The sequence below is a fragment of the Micromonospora sp. NBC_00860 genome (assembly GCF_045207375.1).
GTDB classification, from domain to species: Bacteria; Actinomycetota; Actinomycetes; order Mycobacteriales; family Micromonosporaceae; genus Micromonospora; species Micromonospora vinacea.
Genome location: NZ_CP108825.1, coordinates 5,291,786 through 5,310,416 on the forward strand (window position 1 = coordinate 5,291,786; position 18,631 = coordinate 5,310,416).

19 protein-coding genes and 1 tRNA gene are annotated in these 18,631 nt (G+C 70.5%); 4 read left to right on the forward strand and 16 right to left on the reverse strand.

Features of this window, described 5'->3' with window-relative positions:
* Position 1: 1 nt before the first annotated feature.
* The 6 genes from OH804_RS24220 to OH804_RS24245 all read right to left on the reverse strand — a co-directional run bounded on the left by OH804_RS24220 (position 2) and on the right by OH804_RS24245 (position 4,748).
* Entirely contained in the window at positions 2-439 is a 438-nt protein-coding gene (locus OH804_RS24220) for a hypothetical protein (protein WP_091394593.1), read from the reverse strand.
* A gap of 81 nt (positions 440-520) precedes the next feature.
* Positions 521-907 (reverse strand): GntR family transcriptional regulator, encoded by a 387-nt coding sequence (locus OH804_RS24225; protein ID WP_196920992.1) that lies wholly within the window; start codon positions 905-907, stop codon positions 521-523.
* On the reverse strand, positions 907-1,833 hold the full coding sequence (locus OH804_RS24230; RefSeq protein ID WP_406059701.1) for a YihY/virulence factor BrkB family protein: 927 nt from the start codon (positions 1,831-1,833) through the stop codon (positions 907-909). The genes OH804_RS24225 and OH804_RS24230 overlap by 1 nt, the downstream gene beginning before the upstream one ends.
* A 79-nt stretch (positions 1,834-1,912) precedes the next feature.
* The gene (locus OH804_RS24235) at positions 1,913-2,494 is read right to left on the reverse strand and encodes a 2'-5' RNA ligase family protein (RefSeq protein ID WP_372433038.1); all 582 of its coding nucleotides are present in this window, start codon (positions 2,492-2,494) and stop codon (positions 1,913-1,915) included.
* A 13-nt stretch (positions 2,495-2,507) separates the two neighbouring features.
* Positions 2,508-3,533 (reverse strand): tryptophan--tRNA ligase, encoded by a 1,026-nt coding sequence (gene trpS, locus OH804_RS24240; protein ID WP_196920989.1) that lies wholly within the window; start codon positions 3,531-3,533, stop codon positions 2,508-2,510.
* Positions 3,534-3,566: 33 nt separating this feature from the next.
* On the reverse strand, positions 3,567-4,748 hold the full coding sequence (locus tag OH804_RS24245; protein WP_406059703.1) for a hemolysin family protein: 1,182 nt from the start codon (positions 4,746-4,748) through the stop codon (positions 3,567-3,569).
* A gap of 249 nt (positions 4,749-4,997) precedes the next feature.
* Between OH804_RS24245 and galE the strand changes: the two genes are divergently transcribed.
* Both galE and galK read left to right on the forward strand, forming a co-directional pair.
* Positions 4,998-5,927: a UDP-glucose 4-epimerase GalE gene (galE, locus tag OH804_RS24250; RefSeq protein ID WP_231393443.1), complete on the forward strand. Its 930-nt coding sequence runs from the start codon at positions 4,998-5,000 to the stop codon at positions 5,925-5,927.
* Positions 5,928-6,160: 233 nt separating this feature from the next.
* Complete coding sequence (gene galK / locus OH804_RS24255) at positions 6,161-7,330, forward strand: galactokinase (RefSeq protein WP_406059705.1); 1,170 nt, start codon at positions 6,161-6,163, stop codon at positions 7,328-7,330.
* Between the two features lie 130 nt (positions 7,331-7,460).
* Here galK and OH804_RS24260 read toward each other — a convergent pair whose 3' ends face one another.
* The 8 genes from OH804_RS24260 to OH804_RS24295 all read right to left on the reverse strand — a co-directional run bounded on the left by OH804_RS24260 (position 7,461) and on the right by OH804_RS24295 (position 15,236).
* Complete coding sequence (locus OH804_RS24260) at positions 7,461-8,714, reverse strand: sulfate adenylyltransferase subunit 1 (protein WP_196924769.1); 1,254 nt, start codon at positions 8,712-8,714, stop codon at positions 7,461-7,463.
* Between the two features lie 74 nt (positions 8,715-8,788).
* Positions 8,789-9,700 (reverse strand): sulfate adenylyltransferase subunit CysD, encoded by a 912-nt coding sequence (gene cysD, locus OH804_RS24265; RefSeq protein WP_091394617.1) that lies wholly within the window; start codon positions 9,698-9,700, stop codon positions 8,789-8,791.
* Between the two features lie 75 nt (positions 9,701-9,775).
* Positions 9,776-10,606, reverse strand: a complete 831-nt coding sequence (locus tag OH804_RS24270; protein WP_124774352.1) for an inositol monophosphatase family protein — start codon at positions 10,604-10,606, stop codon at positions 9,776-9,778.
* A gap of 132 nt (positions 10,607-10,738) precedes the next feature.
* A complete protein-coding gene (pth, locus tag OH804_RS24275; RefSeq protein ID WP_196920986.1) occupies positions 10,739-11,329 on the reverse strand; it encodes an aminoacyl-tRNA hydrolase in 591 nt (196 codons plus the stop codon).
* A gap of 98 nt (positions 11,330-11,427) precedes the next feature.
* Positions 11,428-12,123: a 50S ribosomal protein L25/general stress protein Ctc gene (locus tag OH804_RS24280; RefSeq protein ID WP_406059708.1), complete on the reverse strand. Its 696-nt coding sequence runs from the start codon at positions 12,121-12,123 to the stop codon at positions 11,428-11,430.
* A 332-nt stretch (positions 12,124-12,455) separates the two neighbouring features.
* Complete coding sequence (locus OH804_RS24285; RefSeq protein ID WP_030329105.1) at positions 12,456-13,436, reverse strand: ribose-phosphate diphosphokinase; 981 nt, start codon at positions 13,434-13,436, stop codon at positions 12,456-12,458.
* Between the two features lie 58 nt (positions 13,437-13,494).
* Positions 13,495-15,054: a bifunctional UDP-N-acetylglucosamine diphosphorylase/glucosamine-1-phosphate N-acetyltransferase GlmU gene (gene glmU / locus OH804_RS24290; protein WP_406059710.1), complete on the reverse strand. Its 1,560-nt coding sequence runs from the start codon at positions 15,052-15,054 to the stop codon at positions 13,495-13,497.
* A gap of 110 nt (positions 15,055-15,164) precedes the next feature.
* A tRNA-Gln gene (locus tag OH804_RS24295) sits at positions 15,165-15,236 on the reverse strand.
* A gap of 316 nt (positions 15,237-15,552) precedes the next feature.
* Here OH804_RS24295 and OH804_RS24300 point away from each other — a divergent pair.
* Positions 15,553-16,518 carry an acyl-CoA desaturase gene (locus OH804_RS24300; RefSeq protein ID WP_406059712.1) on the forward strand — a complete coding sequence of 322 codons (966 nt, stop codon included), beginning with the start codon at positions 15,553-15,555 and terminating at the stop codon, positions 16,516-16,518.
* Positions 16,519-16,742: 224 nt separating this feature from the next.
* Entirely contained in the window at positions 16,743-17,441 is a 699-nt protein-coding gene (locus OH804_RS24305; RefSeq protein WP_196920982.1) for a TetR/AcrR family transcriptional regulator, read from the forward strand.
* 5 nt (positions 17,442-17,446) lie between these two features.
* On the opposite strand, the gene OH804_RS24310 is transcribed toward OH804_RS24305, so the two are convergent.
* Both OH804_RS24310 and OH804_RS24315 read right to left on the reverse strand, forming a co-directional pair.
* The gene (locus OH804_RS24310; RefSeq protein ID WP_196920981.1) at positions 17,447-17,923 is read right to left on the reverse strand and encodes a DUF4383 domain-containing protein; all 477 of its coding nucleotides are present in this window, start codon (positions 17,921-17,923) and stop codon (positions 17,447-17,449) included.
* 202 nt (positions 17,924-18,125) lie between these two features.
* Entirely contained in the window at positions 18,126-18,581 is a 456-nt protein-coding gene (locus OH804_RS24315; RefSeq protein ID WP_196920980.1) for a DUF4383 domain-containing protein, read from the reverse strand.
* Positions 18,582-18,631: the final 50 nt, after the last annotated feature.

Here is an 18,631-nt window from a genome sequence, read left to right on the forward strand (position 1 = left end):
CTCACTTCGCGGTGAGCAACGCCGCGATCCGGGTGAAGCCGGCGCGGACCTCGGCCTCGTCCGGCGGTTCGGCGGGCTCACCGTGGCCGGCCTCGTCGGCTGCCGCGTCCAACTCCTCGTCGATCACGTCCTCGAAGTCCCCGTACAGGTCGGCCCCCTCCACCTGACGGGCCTCGTCCTCGGCGGCGACCTGCGCGGCGGCGATCTCGCTGCGGATCTCGTCGGCGGACAGCGCCGGCAGCAACGGCTCCACCACCGCCATCAGCTGCTCCTCGGCCACCACCGCCTCGGCCAGGGCCAACGCGTGCGGTCGCTCGTACGGCCCACAGACCACCGGCTCCCACTCGTCGAGGTCACCGAGCGGACCGAAGGTGATGATCCACGGCAGGCCGAGGAGCGGTGAGTCCGCCGGCAGGTCCAGTGTCATGAGTGCGCCCACCGGCTCATCATGGTCCGCGAACGCGAGCACCGGCGCCGTTCTCCTCAGTTATCGCCCGTCCGACTGTCGATCGGCGACCGGTCAGCCGGGGCGGACGGCGTCCAGGGCGGCCCGGACCAGGGCGAGCGCGGTGGACGGCGGCACACCGAGCCGGGCCGCCTCCGCCGCGTAGCCGGCCGCCGCCCGCTGCAACCTGTCGACGGCGTCGTCCCGCCCGGGGGCGACGAAGGTGCCGTTGCGCCCCCGGGTCTCCAGCAGCCCGGCCGCTTCCAACTCCCGGTAGGCGCGGGCCACCGTGTTCGCAGCCAACCGCAGGTCGGCGGCGAGCTGCCGGACGGTGGGCAGTCGGCTGCCCACCGGCAGCCGGCCGTCGCCGATCAGCTCGGCGAGCTGCACCCGCACCTGCTCGTACGGGGGCACCGACGAGTCCGGATCGACCGAGATCAGCACCTGCGCGCCTTCCGTCATCAGCCCGCACCGCCCGGCGTGCCGGGATCGATGCCCTCGTCGACATCCTTCGGTGGGGCCGGGGTCTCCGCCAGATCCACCACTCGGCCGTTCGTACTGGTCGCCAGGAGTGCCGCGCCGAACAGCACCAGCTGGTTGAGCAGGTAGAGGTAGAGCAGCAGACCGACGGCGCCGGCCACCACTGTGTACGCCGGATTCCGCTCGGTCCGTACCACGTAGTACCGCCCGACGGTGTTCAACAGCGTGATACCGATCGCCACCAGCACCACCACCGGGCGCAGCCGGGACCGGCTCATCCGCAGCCGGGGCACGGCGAGCAGCAGCGCGGTGGCGAGCACGGTGTTGACCAGCACGCTGAGCACCGCGCTGATCGTGGTCAGCCCGACCGACCCGGTGCTGCGCAGCAGGAACCGCAGCAACGACTCCAACGCGTCCACCGCCGCGACCGAGACGCCGAGCAGTACGAAGACACCGATCATCACGCCCAGGTCGACGAGCCGCCGCACCACCAGATTGCCCGGTTGCTGGTTGAGCTGGTACATCAGCCGCTGCGAGGACCGGATTGCCTCCACCCAGCCGACCCCGGTGAAGACCAGGATGACCAGGCCGACCACACCGACAGTGCCGCTGGAGTTGGCGATCTGCTCGGCGTCCAGGAACGGCAGATTCTCCTTGAGGAAGTCGGCCGCCGCCGCGCTCACCTCGTCGTTGTCCTCAAGGATCGCGCCGAAGATGGAGAACGCCACCAGGGCGAGGGCGAACACCGCGAAGAAGCCGTAGTAGGCGATGGCGGCGGCCAATCGGCCGGCCAGCACCTCGCCGTACAGCACGCCGGCCCGCCACACATGATCGAAGAGCCCCGACCGGTGGCGCGCGCCGCTCACCCAGCGGTCGATGCCCGCCTCGATCCGGCCGATCACGTTCACGCGATCATCCTCGCCGATCTCCCACCGCTGTAGGGGCAACCGGCTTCCGATGCTCGCCGGCCGGCGCGTCGCCGACGGTTCAGTCGCCGAGGCAGAAGTCGCGACGCGGCTGCCACCTGGCCTGCCCGCTGTGCGAGAAGAGGGTGAACGCGTCGACCTCGAACATCGCGGAGAAGTCGGCCAGATCCTCGTACACCCTGTCCAGCGCCTCCGGTGCCACGTCCTGAGCCACTGTGACGTGCGGATGGTACGGGAAGCGGAGCTCGCGGTGCAGGCCCGGCGCCGCGGCGATGGCCGCCGCCAGCAACTCGCATTCGCTGATCCCGGCGGCCACCGCGACGAACACCACCTGGGTGACCGGACGGAACGTGCCGGTGCCCCGCAGGTGCAGCGTGAACGGCAGGTGCGCGGCGGCGACGGCGGCCAGGTGCCGCTCGATCGCTGGCAGGTTCGCCGTCCGGATCTCGGTGGGACCGAGCAATGTCACGTGCGCGGGCACCGCCAGCGGATCACCGGCCTCGACCCGCCGCCGGGTGAGCTGGGCACCCCACGGCTCGGGGATGTCCACCGCGATGCCGATCTGGATGGTGTCGCCGGTCGGCGGCACCCCGCCACTGCGATCCACGCTGCGCGCCGCCCCTCCGAGCACCGACCCGTCCACAGGTATCGCGGCGCTACTCGCCACGCACGGGCGGGAAGAACCCGACCCGCTCGTACGCGGACCGCAGGGTCGTCGCGGCCACGGCACGAGCCTTCTCCGCGCCGGCCGCGAGCAGCTTGTCCAGCTGCGCCGGATCGTCGAGGTAGGCGCGGGTGCGCTCCTGGATCGGGCGGACGAAGTCCGTCACCACCTCGGCCAGTTCCTTCTTCAGATCGCCGTAACCGCGACCCGCGTACGCGGCCACCAGCTCGTCGATGCTGCGGCCGCTGAGCGCCGAGTGGATGGTCAACAGGTTGGACACACCCGGCTTGGTCTCGGCGTCGAAGACGATCTCCCGACCGGTGTCGGTCACCGCCGAACGGATCTTCTTCGCGGACCGGGCCGGATCTTCGAGCAGGTCGATGATGCCGGCCGGCGAGGACGACGACTTCGACATCTTCGCGGTCGGGTCCTGGAGGTCGGTGATCTTGGCAGTGTCCTTCACGATGTGGGGGGCGGGCACCGTGAACGTCGCACCGAACAGCGAGTTGAACCGCTGGGCCAGATCTCGCGAGAGCTCCAGGTGCTGGCGCTGGTCCTCGCCGACCGGCACCGCGTTGGCCTGGTAGAGCAGGATGTCGGCGGCCTGAAGGACCGGATAGGTGAACAGCCCGACGCTGGCCCGCTCGTTGCCCTGCTTCTGCGACTTGTCCTTGAACTGGGTCATCCGGCTGGCCTCGCCGAAGCCGGTGATGCAGCCGAGCACCCAGGCCAACTGCGGGTGCTCGGGCACCTGCGACTGGACGAACAGGGTGCTGCGTTCCGGGTCGAGCCCGACCGCGAAGAGCTGGGCGGCGGCCACCCTGGTTCGTTGGCGCAGCAGCGCCGGGTCGTGCCCCGCGGTGATGGCGTGCAGGTCCACCACGCAGTAGAACGCGTCGTGGGTGTCCTGTAGTGCCACCCAGTGCCGCACCGCGCCCAGATAGTTGCCGAGGTGGAACGAGTCGGCTGTCGGCTGGATGCCGGAGAAGACGCGGGGCCGGGCGGGTACGTCGGACATGGCGATAATTCTGTCAGCAAGCAACCCGGTCCGTCATGACGGGCCGGCGGGTCGGCTCCGGCCCGCCGGTGCCGGGGTGCTGACCTCGCGTGGTTCGCCCGCGCCGAACCGGCGCGTCGGGCCGACAGTGACCCGGCGGTGCTGCCCCGCCACCGCCTCCCGGGCCTGCCCGGAACCGCCCGCCGAGGCCGGTTCGGCGTCGTACTCGCGGCGCTGCTCGGCGCTCTGCTCGGTGCGCGGCTCGGTGCGCGGCTCGGCGGCGCGGGCGGCGGAGACGGCGAGTTGGGCCACCCGGCGGCCGTCCAACGCGAGCACCCGCAGCAGCCAGCCGGCTGGCAGGTCGGCCGGATCGGGCGCGCCGACCTCGGCGGGCTCACCCGGCACCGGCACCTCGTCGCCGGTCACCGGAAGCCGGCCCAGCGCGGCCATGACGAACCCGCCCACCGTCTCGTACGGCCCGGCGGGAAGTGCCACACCGGTCCGCTCGGCGAAGTCAGCGAGGTTGAGGCGACCGTCCACCACGGCGGGCAGGCCGTCGTGCACCGGGTCCGGGGCGGCGTCGTACTCGTCGTGGATCTCACCGATCAACTCCTCGATGAGGTCCTCCAGGGTGACGATCCCGGCCGTGCCGCCGTACTCGTCGACCACCACCGCGAGGTGCTGGCCCTCCCGGCGCATCTCGGTCAGCGCCGCGAGCACCCGTTTGCTGCCCGGGAGCCGCTTCACCTCCCGGGCCAACTCGCCGACGGTGACGCACGGGTCGGCGTCCGGGCGCAGCAGTACGTCACGGAGATGCACGAAGCCGACCACGTCGTCGTGGGTGCCGTCGGTGACCGGGTAGCGGGTGTGGGTTTCGGCGCGGACCAGTCGGGCGGCTTCGACGATGGTCAGCCGCGCCGGGAGAAAGACCACCTCGGTGCGCGGCATCATCACCTCACGGATCAGACTGGCACCGGCCACCAGGACCTCGTCGATGATCCGCCGCTCGTCCGGGTCGAGCACCGTGTTCGCCGCGACGAGGTCCCGCAGATCGGCCTCGGAGATGCGCTCCCGCCCGGCCGCCGGACCGGTCCCGAGCAGATCGGTGACGAGTCGGGTGGCGCCGTCCGCGGCGCGGACCAGCACCCGGGCGACGGCCCGGGCGAGCGGGCCGGGGTCGCGGCGGGGGTGTACCCGCGCGCGTCGCCGGAGCCCGGTACGGGCCACTTCCCGCATGACAGAGATGGTAGACACCGTGTGCCCACCGCACCGGGGATCACGCGGAGCGGCGCCCGAATGTTCGGCTCTGTTTAATCATGAGAGATTATGATGGAATGGGGTTGACGGTGGCGTCGGCGAGCGTGCCGGCCACCGCCCTAGTGTGATCACCGAAGGGCCACGTCCCGGGCGGGCCAGGCAGGAGGCAAGGACGTGAAACTGCTCGTCACCGGAGGCGCCGGCTTCATCGGAAGCGTGGTCACCCGGATGCTGCTCGACGCGGGTCACCAGGTGGTCATCCTGGACGACCTGCGCACCGGCCACCGCGAGGCCCTCGCCCCGGACGCCACCCACGTGGAGGCGTCCATCCACGACGCCGCCCGCGTCATCACCGCAGACGCCGGGTTCGACGGGGTGCTGCACTTCGCCGCCCTGATCGCTGCCGGCGAGTCGATGGTCAAGCCGGAGCTGTACTGGCAGAACAACACCATCGGCACGCTCGCCCTGATCGACGCGGTCCGGGCCGCTGGGGTGCCCCGGATGGTCTTCTCCTCCACCGCCGCCGTCTACGGCAACCCCACCGAACTGCCCATCACCGAGAACGCGGTGAAGGCGCCCACCAACACGTACGGCGCCACCAAACTCGCCGTCGACATGGCACTCACCTCCGAGGCGATCGCGCACGGGCTGGCCGCCGTGTCGCTGCGCTACTTCAACGTCGCCGGCGCCCACCTCGACGGCGACATCACGCTCGGCGAGCGACACGACCCGGAGACGCACCTCATCCCGATCGCGCTGGACGTCGCCGCCGGCCGCCGGGAGAAGCTCCAGCTCTTCGGGGACGACTACCCCACAGTGGACGGCACCTGCGTCCGCGACTACATCCACGTCGCCGACCTGGCCCGCGCGCACCTGCTGGCGCTGGACGCGGCCACCGGCGGCCAGCACCGGATCTACAACCTGGGCAACGGCAACGGCTTCACCAACCGCCAGGTCGTCGACGTGGTCCGCGAGGTGACCGGGCACCAACTGCCCGTCGAGGTCGCCCCGCGCCGCGAGGGCGACCCGGCCGAGCTGGTCGCGTCCTCCGCGCTGGCCCGCGAGGAGCTGGGCTGGGTGCCGCAGAAGCCGACCCTGCACGACATGGTCGGAGATGCCTGGGCGTTCTACCGCACGCACATCCTGGGGCAACGGTGAGCGCGAGGAGTGAGCCGGGTTTGCGAGCCCCGCAGTCGCGAACAAAGGAGGCACGGTGAGCGCGAGGAGTGAGCCGGGTTTGCGAGCCCCGCAGTCGCGAACAAAGGAGGCACGGTGAGCGCGAGGAGCGAGCCGGGTTTGCGAGCCCCGCAGTCGCGAACAAAGGAGGCACGGTGAGCGCGAGGAGTGAGCCGGGTTTGCGAGCCCCGCAGTCGCGAACAAAGGGAGACACCGTGACCCACCCGAGCGGTGACGTCGCCGAGCGGGCCGCCGCCGGCTTCTCCGCGCAGTTCGGTGGCCAGGCCTCCGGCCGCTGGGCGGCCCCGGGCCGGGTCAACCTGATCGGTGAGCACACCGACTACAACGAAGGCTTCGTGCTGCCGTTCGCGCTGCCGATGCGCACCGTCGTCGCGGCCGACCGGCAGGACGGGGAGCACTGGACGGTCTGGTCCGAGCTCTCCGGCGAGGCGATCACCTTCGGCGCGGACGACGTCGCCGAGCCGGGTCGGGTCACCGGCTGGGGCGCGTACGTCGCAGGGGTGGTCTGGGCGCTGCGCGAGGCGGGTCACCCGGTGCCGGGCGCCCGGCTGGCGATCGCCTCCGACGTGCCACTGGGCGCCGGGCTCTCCTCCTCGGCCGCGCTGGAGTCGGCCGTGCTGGCGGCCCTGCTCGACCTCGGCGAGCTGGAGCTCGCCCCGGAACTGCAACCCCGGCTGGCCCAGCGTGCGGAGAACGTCTACGTGGGCGCGCCGACAGGCATCATGGACCAGTCCGCGGCGATCCGGTGCCGCGCTGGGCACGCCCTCTTCCTCGACTGCCGCGACGAGTCGGTCGAGCACATCCCGTTCGACCTGGACGCCGCCGGGCTGGCGGTACTGGTCATCGACAGCCGGGCACCGCACCGCCACGCCGACGGGGAGTACGCGGCCCGCCGACGCTCCTGTGAGGCCGGGGCCACCACGCTCGGCGTCGCCGCCCTGCGCGACGTGGGCGTCGACCAGCTCGACGCCGCGTTGGCGCAGCTCGACGACGAGGAGACCCGGCGGCGGGTCCGACACGTGGTGACCGAGGACCAACGCGTACTGGACACCGTGGCGCTGCTCCGCGCCGCCCGGGTCCGCGACATCGGCCCGCTGCTGACCGCCTCCCACGTCTCGATGCGCGACGACTTCGAGATCACCGTGTCGGAGATCGACACCGCGGTCGAGGCGGCGTTGGCGGCCGGCGCCCTGGGCGCCCGGATGACCGGCGGCGGTTTCGGCGGATGCGTGCTCGCGCTGATCGAGGCCGACCGGGCCGATGCGATTGCCGCCGCGGTGACCGACGCGTACGCCGAACGTGGCTTCACCGCCCCCGGCACCGTCACCGTCCTCCCCTCCCCCGGCGCCACCCGCCTGCAGTGACCCCCACCCCACCCCAGCCGGTGATCAAGAGGTCTGCGTCAGGATTCGGGCTCGAATTGACGCAAACCTCTTGATCACCGCTCGGGGTGGGGTGGGGTGGGGGCTGGGCTGGGGCTGGGCTGGCAGGCGGTTAGCCGGCTTCGACGATCATGGCGGCACCTACCGTGCGGTTGGTCGCCTCGTCGATGATGACGAAGCCGCCGGTGGTGCGGTTGCGGCGGTACTCGTCGGCCAGCAGCGGCACAGTGGTGCGCAGACGCACCCGGCCGATCTCGTTGAGCCGCAACTCGTCGGCCGACTCGTCGCGGTGTAGCGAGTTGATGTCCAGCCGGTAGTGCAGCCCGCGCACGATGGCCCGAGCCGACCGGGTGGTGTGCTTGATCGCGTACCGGCCGCCGACCCGCAGCGGGGCCGTCTCGTCCATCCAGCAGACCATCGCCTCGATGTCCTGGGCCACCGCCGGTGCGTTGTTAGGCCGGCAGATCAGGTCACCGCGCGAGATGTCGATCTCGTCGGCCAGTCGTACCGTCACCGACATCGGCGGGAACGCCTCCGGGACCGGCCCGTCGGCGGTCTCCACGGCGGCGATCCGGCTGGTGAAGCCGGAGGGCAGCACCATCACCTCGTCACCCGGCTTCAGCACGCCGGAGGCGACCTGGCCGGCGTAGCCGCGGTAGTCGGTGACAGTGGTGGACTGCGGACGGATCACGTACTGCACCGGGAACCGGACGTCGACCAGATTGCGGTCGCTGGCGATGTGCACCCGCTCCAGGTGGTGCAGCAGCGACGGGCCCTCGTACCAGGGCATGTTGTCCGACCGGGTGACGATGTTGTCGCCGCGCAACGCGGAGACCGGCACCACGGTCAGGTCCGGTACGTCGAGCTTCGCCGCGAACGCGGTGAACTCGTCGGCGATTCGCTCGTAGACCTCCTGCGACCAGTCGACCAGGTCCATCTTGTTGACACACAGGACCAGGTGCGGCACCCGCAGCAGGGAGCAGAGGAACGCGTGCCGGCGGGACTGCTCGACGAGGCCCTTGCGCGCGTCCACCAGGATCAACGCCAGGTCCGCTGTTGATGCCCCGGTGACCATGTTGCGGGTGTACTGGATGTGGCCCGGGGTGTCGGCGATGATGAACTTGCGCCGGGGGGTAGCGAAGTACCGGTACGCCACGTCGATCGTGATGCCCTGCTCCCGCTCGGCGCGCAGACCGTCGGTGAGCAGGGCCAGGTTGGTGTATTCGTCACCGCGGGCCGCGCTGACCGCCTCCACGGCGGCCAACTGGTCGGTGAAGAGCGACTTGGTGTCGTAGAGCAGCCGGCCGATCAGGGTCGACTTCCCGTCGTCCACGCTGCCGGCGGTGGCGAACCGCAGCAGGTCCATCGGCCGGGCCTCCGGCCCGGCCCCGGTAACAGCCCGCGGCTCCGCATTCGCGGACGCCACGATCTCGGTGCTCATCAGAAGTAGCCCTCCCGCTTGCGGTCCTCCATGGCGGCCTCACTGACCCGGTCGTCACCGCGGGTGGCGCCGCGCTCGGTGATCCGGGTGGCCGCCACCTCCTCGATGACCTTCTCCACGGTGTCCGCGTCGGAACGGACGGCCGCAGTGCAGGAGGCGTCGCCGACGGTGCGGTAGCGCACCTGCGCCTTGAACCGCTCCTCACCCGCGCGGGGGCGGAAGAACTCGTTGACGGCGTAGAACATGCCGTCCCGCTCGATCACCTCGCGCTCGTGCGCGTAGTAGATCGACGGCAGTGGGATGCGTTCCCGGGCGATGTAGTGCCAGACGTCCAGCTCGGTCCAGTTGGACAGCGGGAAGACCCGGATCGACTCGCCCGGGTGGTGCCGGCCGTTGTACAGCGACCACAGCTCCGGCCGCTGGTTCTTCGGGTCCCACTGACCGAACTCGTCGCGGAAGCTGAACACCCGCTCCTTGGCCCGGGCCTTCTCTTCGTCGCGGCGGGCGCCACCGAACAGCGCGTCGAAGCGGTGCTTCTCCACAGCGTCCAGCAGCACAGGTGTCTGGATCCGGTTGCGCATGCCGTCGCCGGACTCGCGGACCATGCCGCTGGCCAGGGCCTCCGGCACGCTCGCCACCACCAGCTGCAACCCCAGCTCGGCGACCCGTTGGTCGCGGTATTCGAGGACCTCGGGGAAGTTGTGCCCGGTGTCGACGTGCATGACCGGGAAGGGGACGTTGGCCGGGGCGAACGCCTTCTGCGCGAGCCGCAGCATGACGATCGAGTCCTTGCCACCGGAGAAGAGCATCACCGGGCGTTCCATCTCGGCGACCACCTCGCGCATCACGAAGATGCTCTCGGCTTCCAGGGCGTCCAGGTGGGAGACCTGGTACGCCGCGGGGGTGGTCATGACACCGGCTCGATTCGCTCGCTCATCCGATTTCCAGACCTTTCCGGTCGGGCATGTCAAGAAAGTTCGCTCAGGCTACCCGGAATGTTTCTGCAGCGCTGCAAGCAACCGGGTGGCGAGATCCTTGCGGCAGACCAGAAGGTCGGGCAGGCGCGGATCCGCTTCGTTGTATTTCAGCGCAGAACCGTCGATCCGGGAAGCGTGCAGTCCGGTGGCCGTCGCCACAGCGACCGGGGCCGCCGAGTCCCACTCGTACTGCCCACCTGCGTGGATGTACGCGTCCACCTCGCCGGTGACCACTGCGGCGATTTTCGCTCCGGCCGACCCCATCGGCACCAGGTGCGCCCCGACGTCCTCGGCCAGATCGGTCAGGAAGACCGGCGGTCGGCTCCGGCTCGCGGCCAGGCGGATCTTCCGCTCGCCGGCCGTCGCCGCCTCCACAGTCATCGGCGGGTACGCCGGCGGGTAGTCAGTGCCCAGCACCCGGTGCTGCGCCGGCAGCCCCACCGCCCCGGCGACCAGCCCGTGCGGGCTCGGCGCGTTGCGCGCCCAGAGTGCCACGTGCACCGCCCAGTCCGAGCGGCCCTCCTCGGAGAACTCGCGGGTGCCGTCCAACGGGTCGACGATCCACACCCGGTCGGCGTTCAGCCTCGACACCGCTCCGGTGTTCACCTCCGCGGCCCAGGCCAACCGCGAGCCCTCGTCCTCCTCGGAGAGCACCGCGTCACCCGGACGCCACTTCGCCAACTCCGTGCGGATCAGGTCGTGCGACACCTTGTCCCCGGCCGACTTCAGCGCGCCGGTGTCGGCGAAACCCATCTCCGTGCGCAGGTCGAGCAGCGCCTGCCCGGCCCGGGACGCCAGCCATCGGGCGAACGCGCCATCGATCATCGGAGGACTGCTCATCTGTCCGCTCCCGTCGCCTCGCCGCGCTGCCCGCACGGGCCGATCCGCCGCGACTCGCGTCGCCGGTCGCGGCACGCCGAAAGGCGCAGACTACCGGCCCGCCGTTTCCGATTCGGGTACGCCCCGCCCGGCTCAGCTGCCGTGGTAGAGGTTCTGGGTCGGCTCCACGCCCCTGGTGATCACCGACTCCACCACGTCAGCGGCCCGGTCCACCAGGAAATCCAACTCCTTACGCTCGGCCGCGCCAAAATCCGACAGCACGTAGTCCGCCGGATCCTGCCGCCCCGGCGGTCGACCGACACCGAACCGCACCCGGGCGTAGTCCTTGGTGCCCAACGACTTCGACATCGAGCGCAGGCCGTTGTGCCCGCCCTCGCCGCCGCCGAACTTGACCCGCACCTGGCCGAACTCGATGTCCAACTCGTCGTGCACCGCGATCACCTGATTCGTCGGCACCTTGTAGAACTGCGCCAGCGCCGCGACCGGCCCGCCGGAGAGGTTCATGTACGTCAGTGGCTTCACCAGCACCAGCTTCGGCCCACCGAACCCCAGCCGCGCCTCGGCCACCTCGGCCACCGCCCGCTTGTGCCGGCCGAAACGCGCGCTCACCCGCTTGGCCAGCAGCTCGGCCACCATGAACCCGACGTTGTGCCGGTTGCCGGCGTACTCCCGGCCCGGGTTGCCCAGGCCGACCACCAGCCACGGCCCCGCCTCGTCCGTCACGACCCGTCCCTTCCGACGCCCATCCCACCGACTCCTGATATGCCGACAGGCGCCCCCGAACATCCGGGGACGCCTGTCGCACAGTACGAACGAACCGATCAGGCCTCGGTGCGCGCCTCGGTCGTCTCGCCACCCTCGGCCGGGGCAGCGTCCGCGCCCTCGGAGCCCTCGGTGGTCTCGCCGACCTCGGCCTCGGCCTCGTCGGTGGCGGCCTCGACCTCGGGCAGCGTCGCCTCGAGCTGCTCGGCGGTCGGGGCGGCGGTGATCGACGCGACGGTCAGGTCCGAGTCGACGGCCAGCTCGACGCCGGCCGGCAGCTCGACGTCACCAGCGGTCACCAGGGTGCCCGCCTCCAGGCCCTCGATCGACGCCTCGAGGTGGTCCGGAACCTTGGTGGCGTCCGCGGTCACCGAGAGGGTGTCGTGGTCGTGCACGATCAGGGTGTCCCGGGCGGCCTCGCCGGTCAGCTGGACCGGAACGTCGACGGTGACCTTCTCGCCCCGGCGGACCAGGATCAGGTCGACGTGCTCGAAGGTGTCGCGGATCGGGTCACGCTGGATCGCCTTCGGCAGCGCCAGCACCTGGGTGCCGTCGGTGATGTCGATCGCGAAGAGCTGGTTGGCACCGCCCTTGCGGATCGCGGCGGCGAACTCCCGCGACGGCAGCGCGATGTGCTTGGGCTTCTCGCCGTGGCCGTACAGCACGGCGGGCACCTTGCCGGCCCGGCGGGTACGGCGGGCACCACCCTTGCCGAACTCGGTACGGGGCTCGGCGCTGATCTTTACCTCGGACACGGGGAAACTCCTGATGCTTTTCGCTGCGGCGGCTTGTCGTCTAACGGTGCTGGGGCGAGGGGCTCGCTGGGGCTCATGCGTCATGAACGACTGCCCGGAGCACCGCGTCGATGACGGTGCCTCCGTGCGGCGCTTTTCAGCGGCCCGCCGGGCACCCTCGCCGTGGCAACCGCACCAGTCTACCCGAGCTGTTTCCAGGGTTTCCGGCAGTCCCCGATCACGGCTCGGGACCGGCCCGTCGGTGGTGCTCCCACCAGCGTGCCAGCCCCGTTTCCGTCAGTTTGCCAGCCCCGCCCCCGCCAGCGTGTCGAGTGGCGGAAACGGGGCTCGGCTCAGCTCAGGCCACCGAAGAGGGTGGTCACCGAGCCGTCGTCGAAGACCTCCCGGATCGCCCGTGCCAGCAGCGGCGCGATCGACAACACGGTGAGCTTGTCCAGCTGCTTCTCCGGCGGGAGCGGCAGCGTGTTCGTCACCACGATCTCGCTGATCGAGCTGTTCTTCAGCCGCTCGGTGGCCGGGTCGGAGAGCAGCGCGTGGGTGGACGCGACGACGATCTCCGCCGCGCCCGACTCCTTGAGGATGTCGGCGGCCTTGGCGATGGTGCCCCCGGTGTCGATCATGTCGTCGACGATCAGGCAGACCCGACCCTCGACCTCACCGACCACCCGGTTCGCCACGACCTGGTTCGGCTTCATCGGGTCACGGGTCTTGTGGATGAACGCCAGCGGGCAGCCGCCCAGCCGGTCGGTCCACCGCTCGGCCACCCGCACCCGGCCCGAGTCCGGTGCCACCACTGTCATCGGCCGGCCGGCGTACTTGTGCTCCACGTACTCGGCCAGGATGTCCATCGCGAAGAGGTGGTCCACCGGGCCGTCGAAGAAGCCCTGGATCTGCGCGGTGTGCAGGTCGACGGTGAGGATGCGGTTCGCGCCGGCGGTCTTCAGCAGGTCCGCCACCAGGCGGGCCGAGATCGGCTCCCGACCGCGGTGCTTCTTGTCCTGGCGCGCGTACGGGTAGAACGGCAGCACCACGGTGATCCGCTTGGCCGACCCCCGCTTCAGCGCGTCCACCATGATCAGGGTCTCCATGACCCAGGTGTTCACCCCGTGCGTGACGGACTGCACCACGAAGGCGTCCGAACCACGTACCGAGTCCTTGAACCGTACGAAGATCTCACCGTTGGCGAACTCGTACGCGTCGGCCGGGGTCGGCGCGACGCCGAGCACCTCGCCGATCTCCTTGGCCAACTCCGGAAAGCCACGTCCGGAAAAGAGCATCAGGCTTTTGCGGTTTTCGGCGACGATGCTGCCCATGGGCCCGTCTGCTCCCGTTATGTCGGCGGTACCCGACCCGGTGGTGGTGGGTCGGGGACTATTCGGTTGCAGTATCTCCCGAGCCGGATGCGCCGCCCACCGTCTCGGTCGCCCCGTGGATTGCCTCACTGTGGCTTGCGGCACCTGTCGTACCGGACGCACCCTTCGCGTCGCCGGCCGGCTGCGCGTCCTTCCCGTCGCGGGCCCGCTGCGCGGCCTCCGCCGCGGCGGTGCCGGCGCGCCGCATGACCACCCAGCCCTCGATGTTGCGCTGGCGCGCCCGGGCGACGCCCATCGCCCCTGCCGGCACGTCGTCGACGATCACCGAACCAGCCGCCGTGTACGCCCCGTCGCCCACCTCGACCGGCGCCACGAACATGTTGTCCGCGCCGGTCCGCGCGTGGCTGCCGATCACCGTGCGGTGCTTGTTGACCCCGTCGTAGTTCACGAAGACCGACGCGGCACCGATGTTCGTCTGCTCGCCGATCGTCGCGTCGCCGACGTACGTCAGGTGCGGCACCTTCGCACCGGCGCCGATCTGCGAGTTCTTCACCTCGACGAACGTGCCGACCTTCGCCTTCTCGGCCAACTGTGCGGCCGGCCGCAGGTACGCGTACGGCCCGACGGTCGCGCCAGCGCCCACCTCGGCGCCGACGGCGTGGCTGCGGATCACCGACGCGGCGGGGCCGACGACGGTGTCGATCAGGGTGACGTCCGGCCCGATCAGCGCGCCCGCGCCGACCACGGTGCCGCCGCGCAACTGGGTGTTCTGGTCGACCACGGCGTCCCGGTCCAGTGCGACCGTCACGTCGATCCAGGTGGTGGCGGGGTCGAGCAGGCTGACCCCGGTGCGCATCCAGGCCTCGTTGATCCGGTCGCGCAGCAGCCCGCGCAGCGTGGCCAGTTCCACCCGGTCGTTGCAGCCCAGCGTCTCGACGTGGTCCACGGCGACGTGCACCGCCACCGGCTCACCGGCCGAGCGGAGCAGGCCGAAGACGTCGGTCAGGTACTCCTCGCCCTGGTCGTTGTCGGTGGAGAGCTTGCCCAGCGCCTCGCGCAGCCGCACCGCGTCGAACGCGTAGATGCCGGCGTTGATCTCCCGAATCGCGCGCTGCGCGGCGTCGGCGTCGCGTTCCTCGACGATCTGCTCCAGGTGGCCGTCGGCGTCCCGGACGATCCGGCCGAGGCCGGCCGGGTCGGGCACCTCGGCGGCCAGCACGGTGGCCGCCGCGGCGGCCTCCTCGTGCGCGGTCACCAGCGCGCCGACCGTCTCGGGTCGCAGCAGGGGCACGTCACCGTTGATCACCACGACCGTGCCGGCACCGTCCGGTACGGCGTCCAGCGCGATCCGCACAGCGTGCCCGGTGCCGAGCTGCTGGGCCTGAAGCACCGGCGTGGCGTCCGGAGCGATCTCGGACAGGTGCGCCCGAACCTGGTCGGCGCCGTGCCCCACCACGACGACGGTGCGGTCCGCGTCCAGCGGGGCGGCGGCGCTCAGCACGTGACCGAGGAGCGTCCGACCGAGCAGGGGGTGCAGCACCTTGGGCAGTGTCGACTTCATCCGCTTGCCCTCACCGGCGGCGAGCACGACGACGGTACGAAGGTGGGGCTGGGGCACGACGTGGCTCCCGTCGGGACGGCGGACACTCTCGCGGCCATGCTAGCCGCGAGGCCCGGCACGTTCCCCTCTTACCCCCACCGGACCCTAAAACGGACGTAGGTGGGCAGCTCGGCCGCCAGGGTTCGAACCTGAAATACGGGTACCAAAGACCCGGGTGTTGCCAATTACACCACGGCCGATCAGCGACGCTGAGCATGTCGCATGAGGGATGGATGGACATCCCGCCGCTACACCTTAGCGCCCCGGCCGCCGGACGCCATCGCTCATCCCGCCGTACCGTGAGAGATCGACGCCCCCGACCTCCCAGGCTCGCCGGCCCGCACCTCGATCCCTCGTTTCGGGGGCCGGTCCGACACCCACCACCGGGCCTACTGACCTGGGAGTTCGAGCAGTTACACGAAGATCGTTCGAAACTTCCCCGTGCGATCTACGGTGCCGTAAGTTACGGTGACGTAGGCGTAGCTTCGTGATCAAACCATCCCCCTGCGAGGTCCCATGTCGACTGCTCTGCTCGAACCCAACACCGCCGGCCCCGGCCCCAAACCACTCACCGACGGCAGCCAGTCCCCCGGCATCCTGGCCGCCCTCTGGGCCTTCGTGATCATCCCCTTCGTCGCCCTGCTGGTCGCCGTGCCGGTGGCGTGGGGCGGCTGGCTGGGCTGGACCGACGTGATCATCGGCCTGGTCTGGTACGTCGTCTCCGGGCTCGGCATCACCGTCGGCTTCCACCGCTACTTCACGCACGGCTCGTTCAAGGCCACGCGGTGGCTGCGGGTGACTCTGGCGGTCGCGGGTTCGCTGGCGGTGCAGGGCGAGATCATCCAGTGGGTCGCCGACCACCGGCGACACCACGCCTTCTCCGACCTGGAGGGTGACCCGCACTCCCCGTGGCGCTTCGGCACCAGCTTCTGGGCGTTGACCCGGGGCCTGTTCCACGCACACGTGGGCTGGCTGTTCCGCCGGGAGCTGTCCAACCGCACGCGTTTCGCGCCGGACCTCATCGCCGACCGGGACATCAGCAGGGTCGATCGGCTCTTCCCCGCGCTGGTGGCCGTCTCGCTGCTCGGCCCGGCGCTGATCGGCGGCCTGGTGACCTGGTCCTGGCAGGGTGCGCTGACCGCGTTCTTCTGGGCCGGGCTGGTCCGGATCGGCCTCCTGCACCACGTCACCTGGGCGATCAACTCGGTGTGCCACGTCTACGGGGAGCGCCCGTTCGCGATGCGCCAGGGCGACCGCGCGTCGAACTTCTGGCCGCTGGCGATCCTGTCGTTCGGCGAGAGCTGGCACAACCTGCACCACGCCGACCCGACCAGCGCCCGGCACGGCGTGCTGCGCGGTCAGGTGGACATCTCCGCCCGGGTGATCTGGTTGTTCGAGAAGACCGGCGCCGCGACGCAGGTGCGCTGGCCAAAGCCGGAGCGCCTGGCCGCCAAGCTCGTGAAGCCTGTCGCACCCCGCTGAAACCGGGCGGTGCCCCGGGATGCCGCCTGGCAGGATGGCCGGATGACCGAGCCATGCGGGGGGACCAGGCGGCTCGGCGGACGGGGTGCCGGGCCCGATCCGGGTACGGTCGAACGGCGCGTCAGGGTGGTCGGACCGCCCGACAGTGAGGCGACGACGTGAACGGGCACAGCGGAGGAACCATTCCACGGCAGGGCGTCACCGAGCGCCAGCGAGGCGGCGACATGCCTGAGGTCAGCGACGACGCGGCGGCAGCTGTCGGCGGCCGACGGGCGACGCCGACGGCGGCACCGAAAGCCAAGGCCCCCTCCCGGGTCCGCATGTCGGCGGCCCAACGCCGGGAGCAGTTGATCGCGACCGGCCGGCAACTCTTCGCCGAGCGCGGTTTCGACGCCACCTCCATCGAGGAGGTGGCGGCCCGCGCCAAGGTCTCCAAGCCGGTGGTGTACGAGCACTTCGGTGGCAAGGAAGGGCTCTACGCGGTGGTGGTGGACCGGGAGGTCCGGGCCCTGTTGGACCGGATCACCACGGCGTTGACCGCCGGGCATCCGCGCGAGCTGCTGGAACAGGCTGCGCTGGCCCTGCTGACCTACATCGAGGAGGAGACCAGCGGTTTCCGGGTGCTGGTCCGCGAGTCGCCGCTGATGTCCGGCACCGCCACCTTCAGCAGCGTCATGAACGACGTGGCGCACCAGGTCGAGCACATCCTGGGCGCCGAGTACAAGAGCCGCGGGTACGACCCGAAGCTCGCCGAGCTGTACTCGCAGGCGCTGGTCGGCATGGTGGCGCTGACCGGCCGCTGGTGGCTGGAGGTGCGGAAGCCGCGCAAGGAGACGGTGGCGGCGCACCTGGTGAACCTGGCCTGGAACGGGTTGTCGCACCTGGAGGCGAAGCCGACGCTGATCACCGCGCGGCGTAGCTGACCCGATCAGCGGCGGTGCACGTCGGCCACCGGGTGCTTGCGGTGCTCCAGCTCCGCCTCGGCGGATTCCGGTGGGCCGACCTTGTCGTAGAGGCCGGTGCCGAGCAGGATCAGGCCGAACAGCATCGACACGACCACTGTCGACATCGAGAAGTTGAGGATGTTCGCTTCGGTCTGCAGCACCGACATCGTCAGGATGCTGGTCACCAGGAACACCACGCCCGCTGTGAGGTTCATGTAGTGGCCGAGGTTGGTACGCCGCGAGGCCCCGATGATCAGGACGATCCCGAAGATCACCGAGGCGAGCGAGAAGGCCAGGTTGGTCCGGAGCCCGAGGGCCCAGGTGCTGGTACGGGCGAAGAGTGGGTCGCCGATCGTCTCGGCGACGCCCCAGACGCCGAAGACCAGGATGTAGACCCCGATCAGCCCGGAGAGGACCCGGTAGAGCGGCCGTGCCGGATGGTTGACCGGAAAGTGCGGCATGCCCAGACCCCCTGATGTGACCGTTTCAGGGGAATTGTCGCCCAAAGTAGAGCCAACTGTCCGGAGAACCACAATGCCGACGCGTCCGCCGAATGACTGGACCAAGGTCAGGTTTTCGCCGGAGCCCGAGCTGCGCAGGGATCAAGCCTGACCGCCCGGAGCAGATCGGGCTCCGGCGAAAACCCACGGCCGCAACCAAGGATCAGAGAACGAGACGAGCCTTCTGGAACGCCTCCGCCTCGTCCTCCGTGCCGACCTTGCCGTACATGCCGACCATGAGCAGCACCAGGGCGGCCGTCATCACCACGACCACCGTGGTGATGCTGAAGTTGAAGATGTTGGCGTCGGTCCGGATGAACGCGAGACCGGCCAGGCTGACCACCATGAGGCTGTACGCCAGCCACTGGTTGATCGCCACGTCGATGTTGCGGCCGAGCGCGGTGCCGACCAGCACGACGATCCCGAGCAGCACGCTGAGCAGCGAGAAGCCCAGGTTGGTGCCCTGACCGAGGACCCGGGTGTCGTCCTGGGCGAGGATCTCGTTGCCGGTGCTCGCGACGATGCCGAGCACACCGAAGACGACCAGGTACAGACCGGTCAGCCCGCCGATCGCCCGGTAGATCGGCCGCGCGGGGTGGTTGACGGGGGTGTGTGCCATGTCTGTGTCTCCAACGCCGTGGGGTAGGTGTCGCCGACGATTGTCTCGCA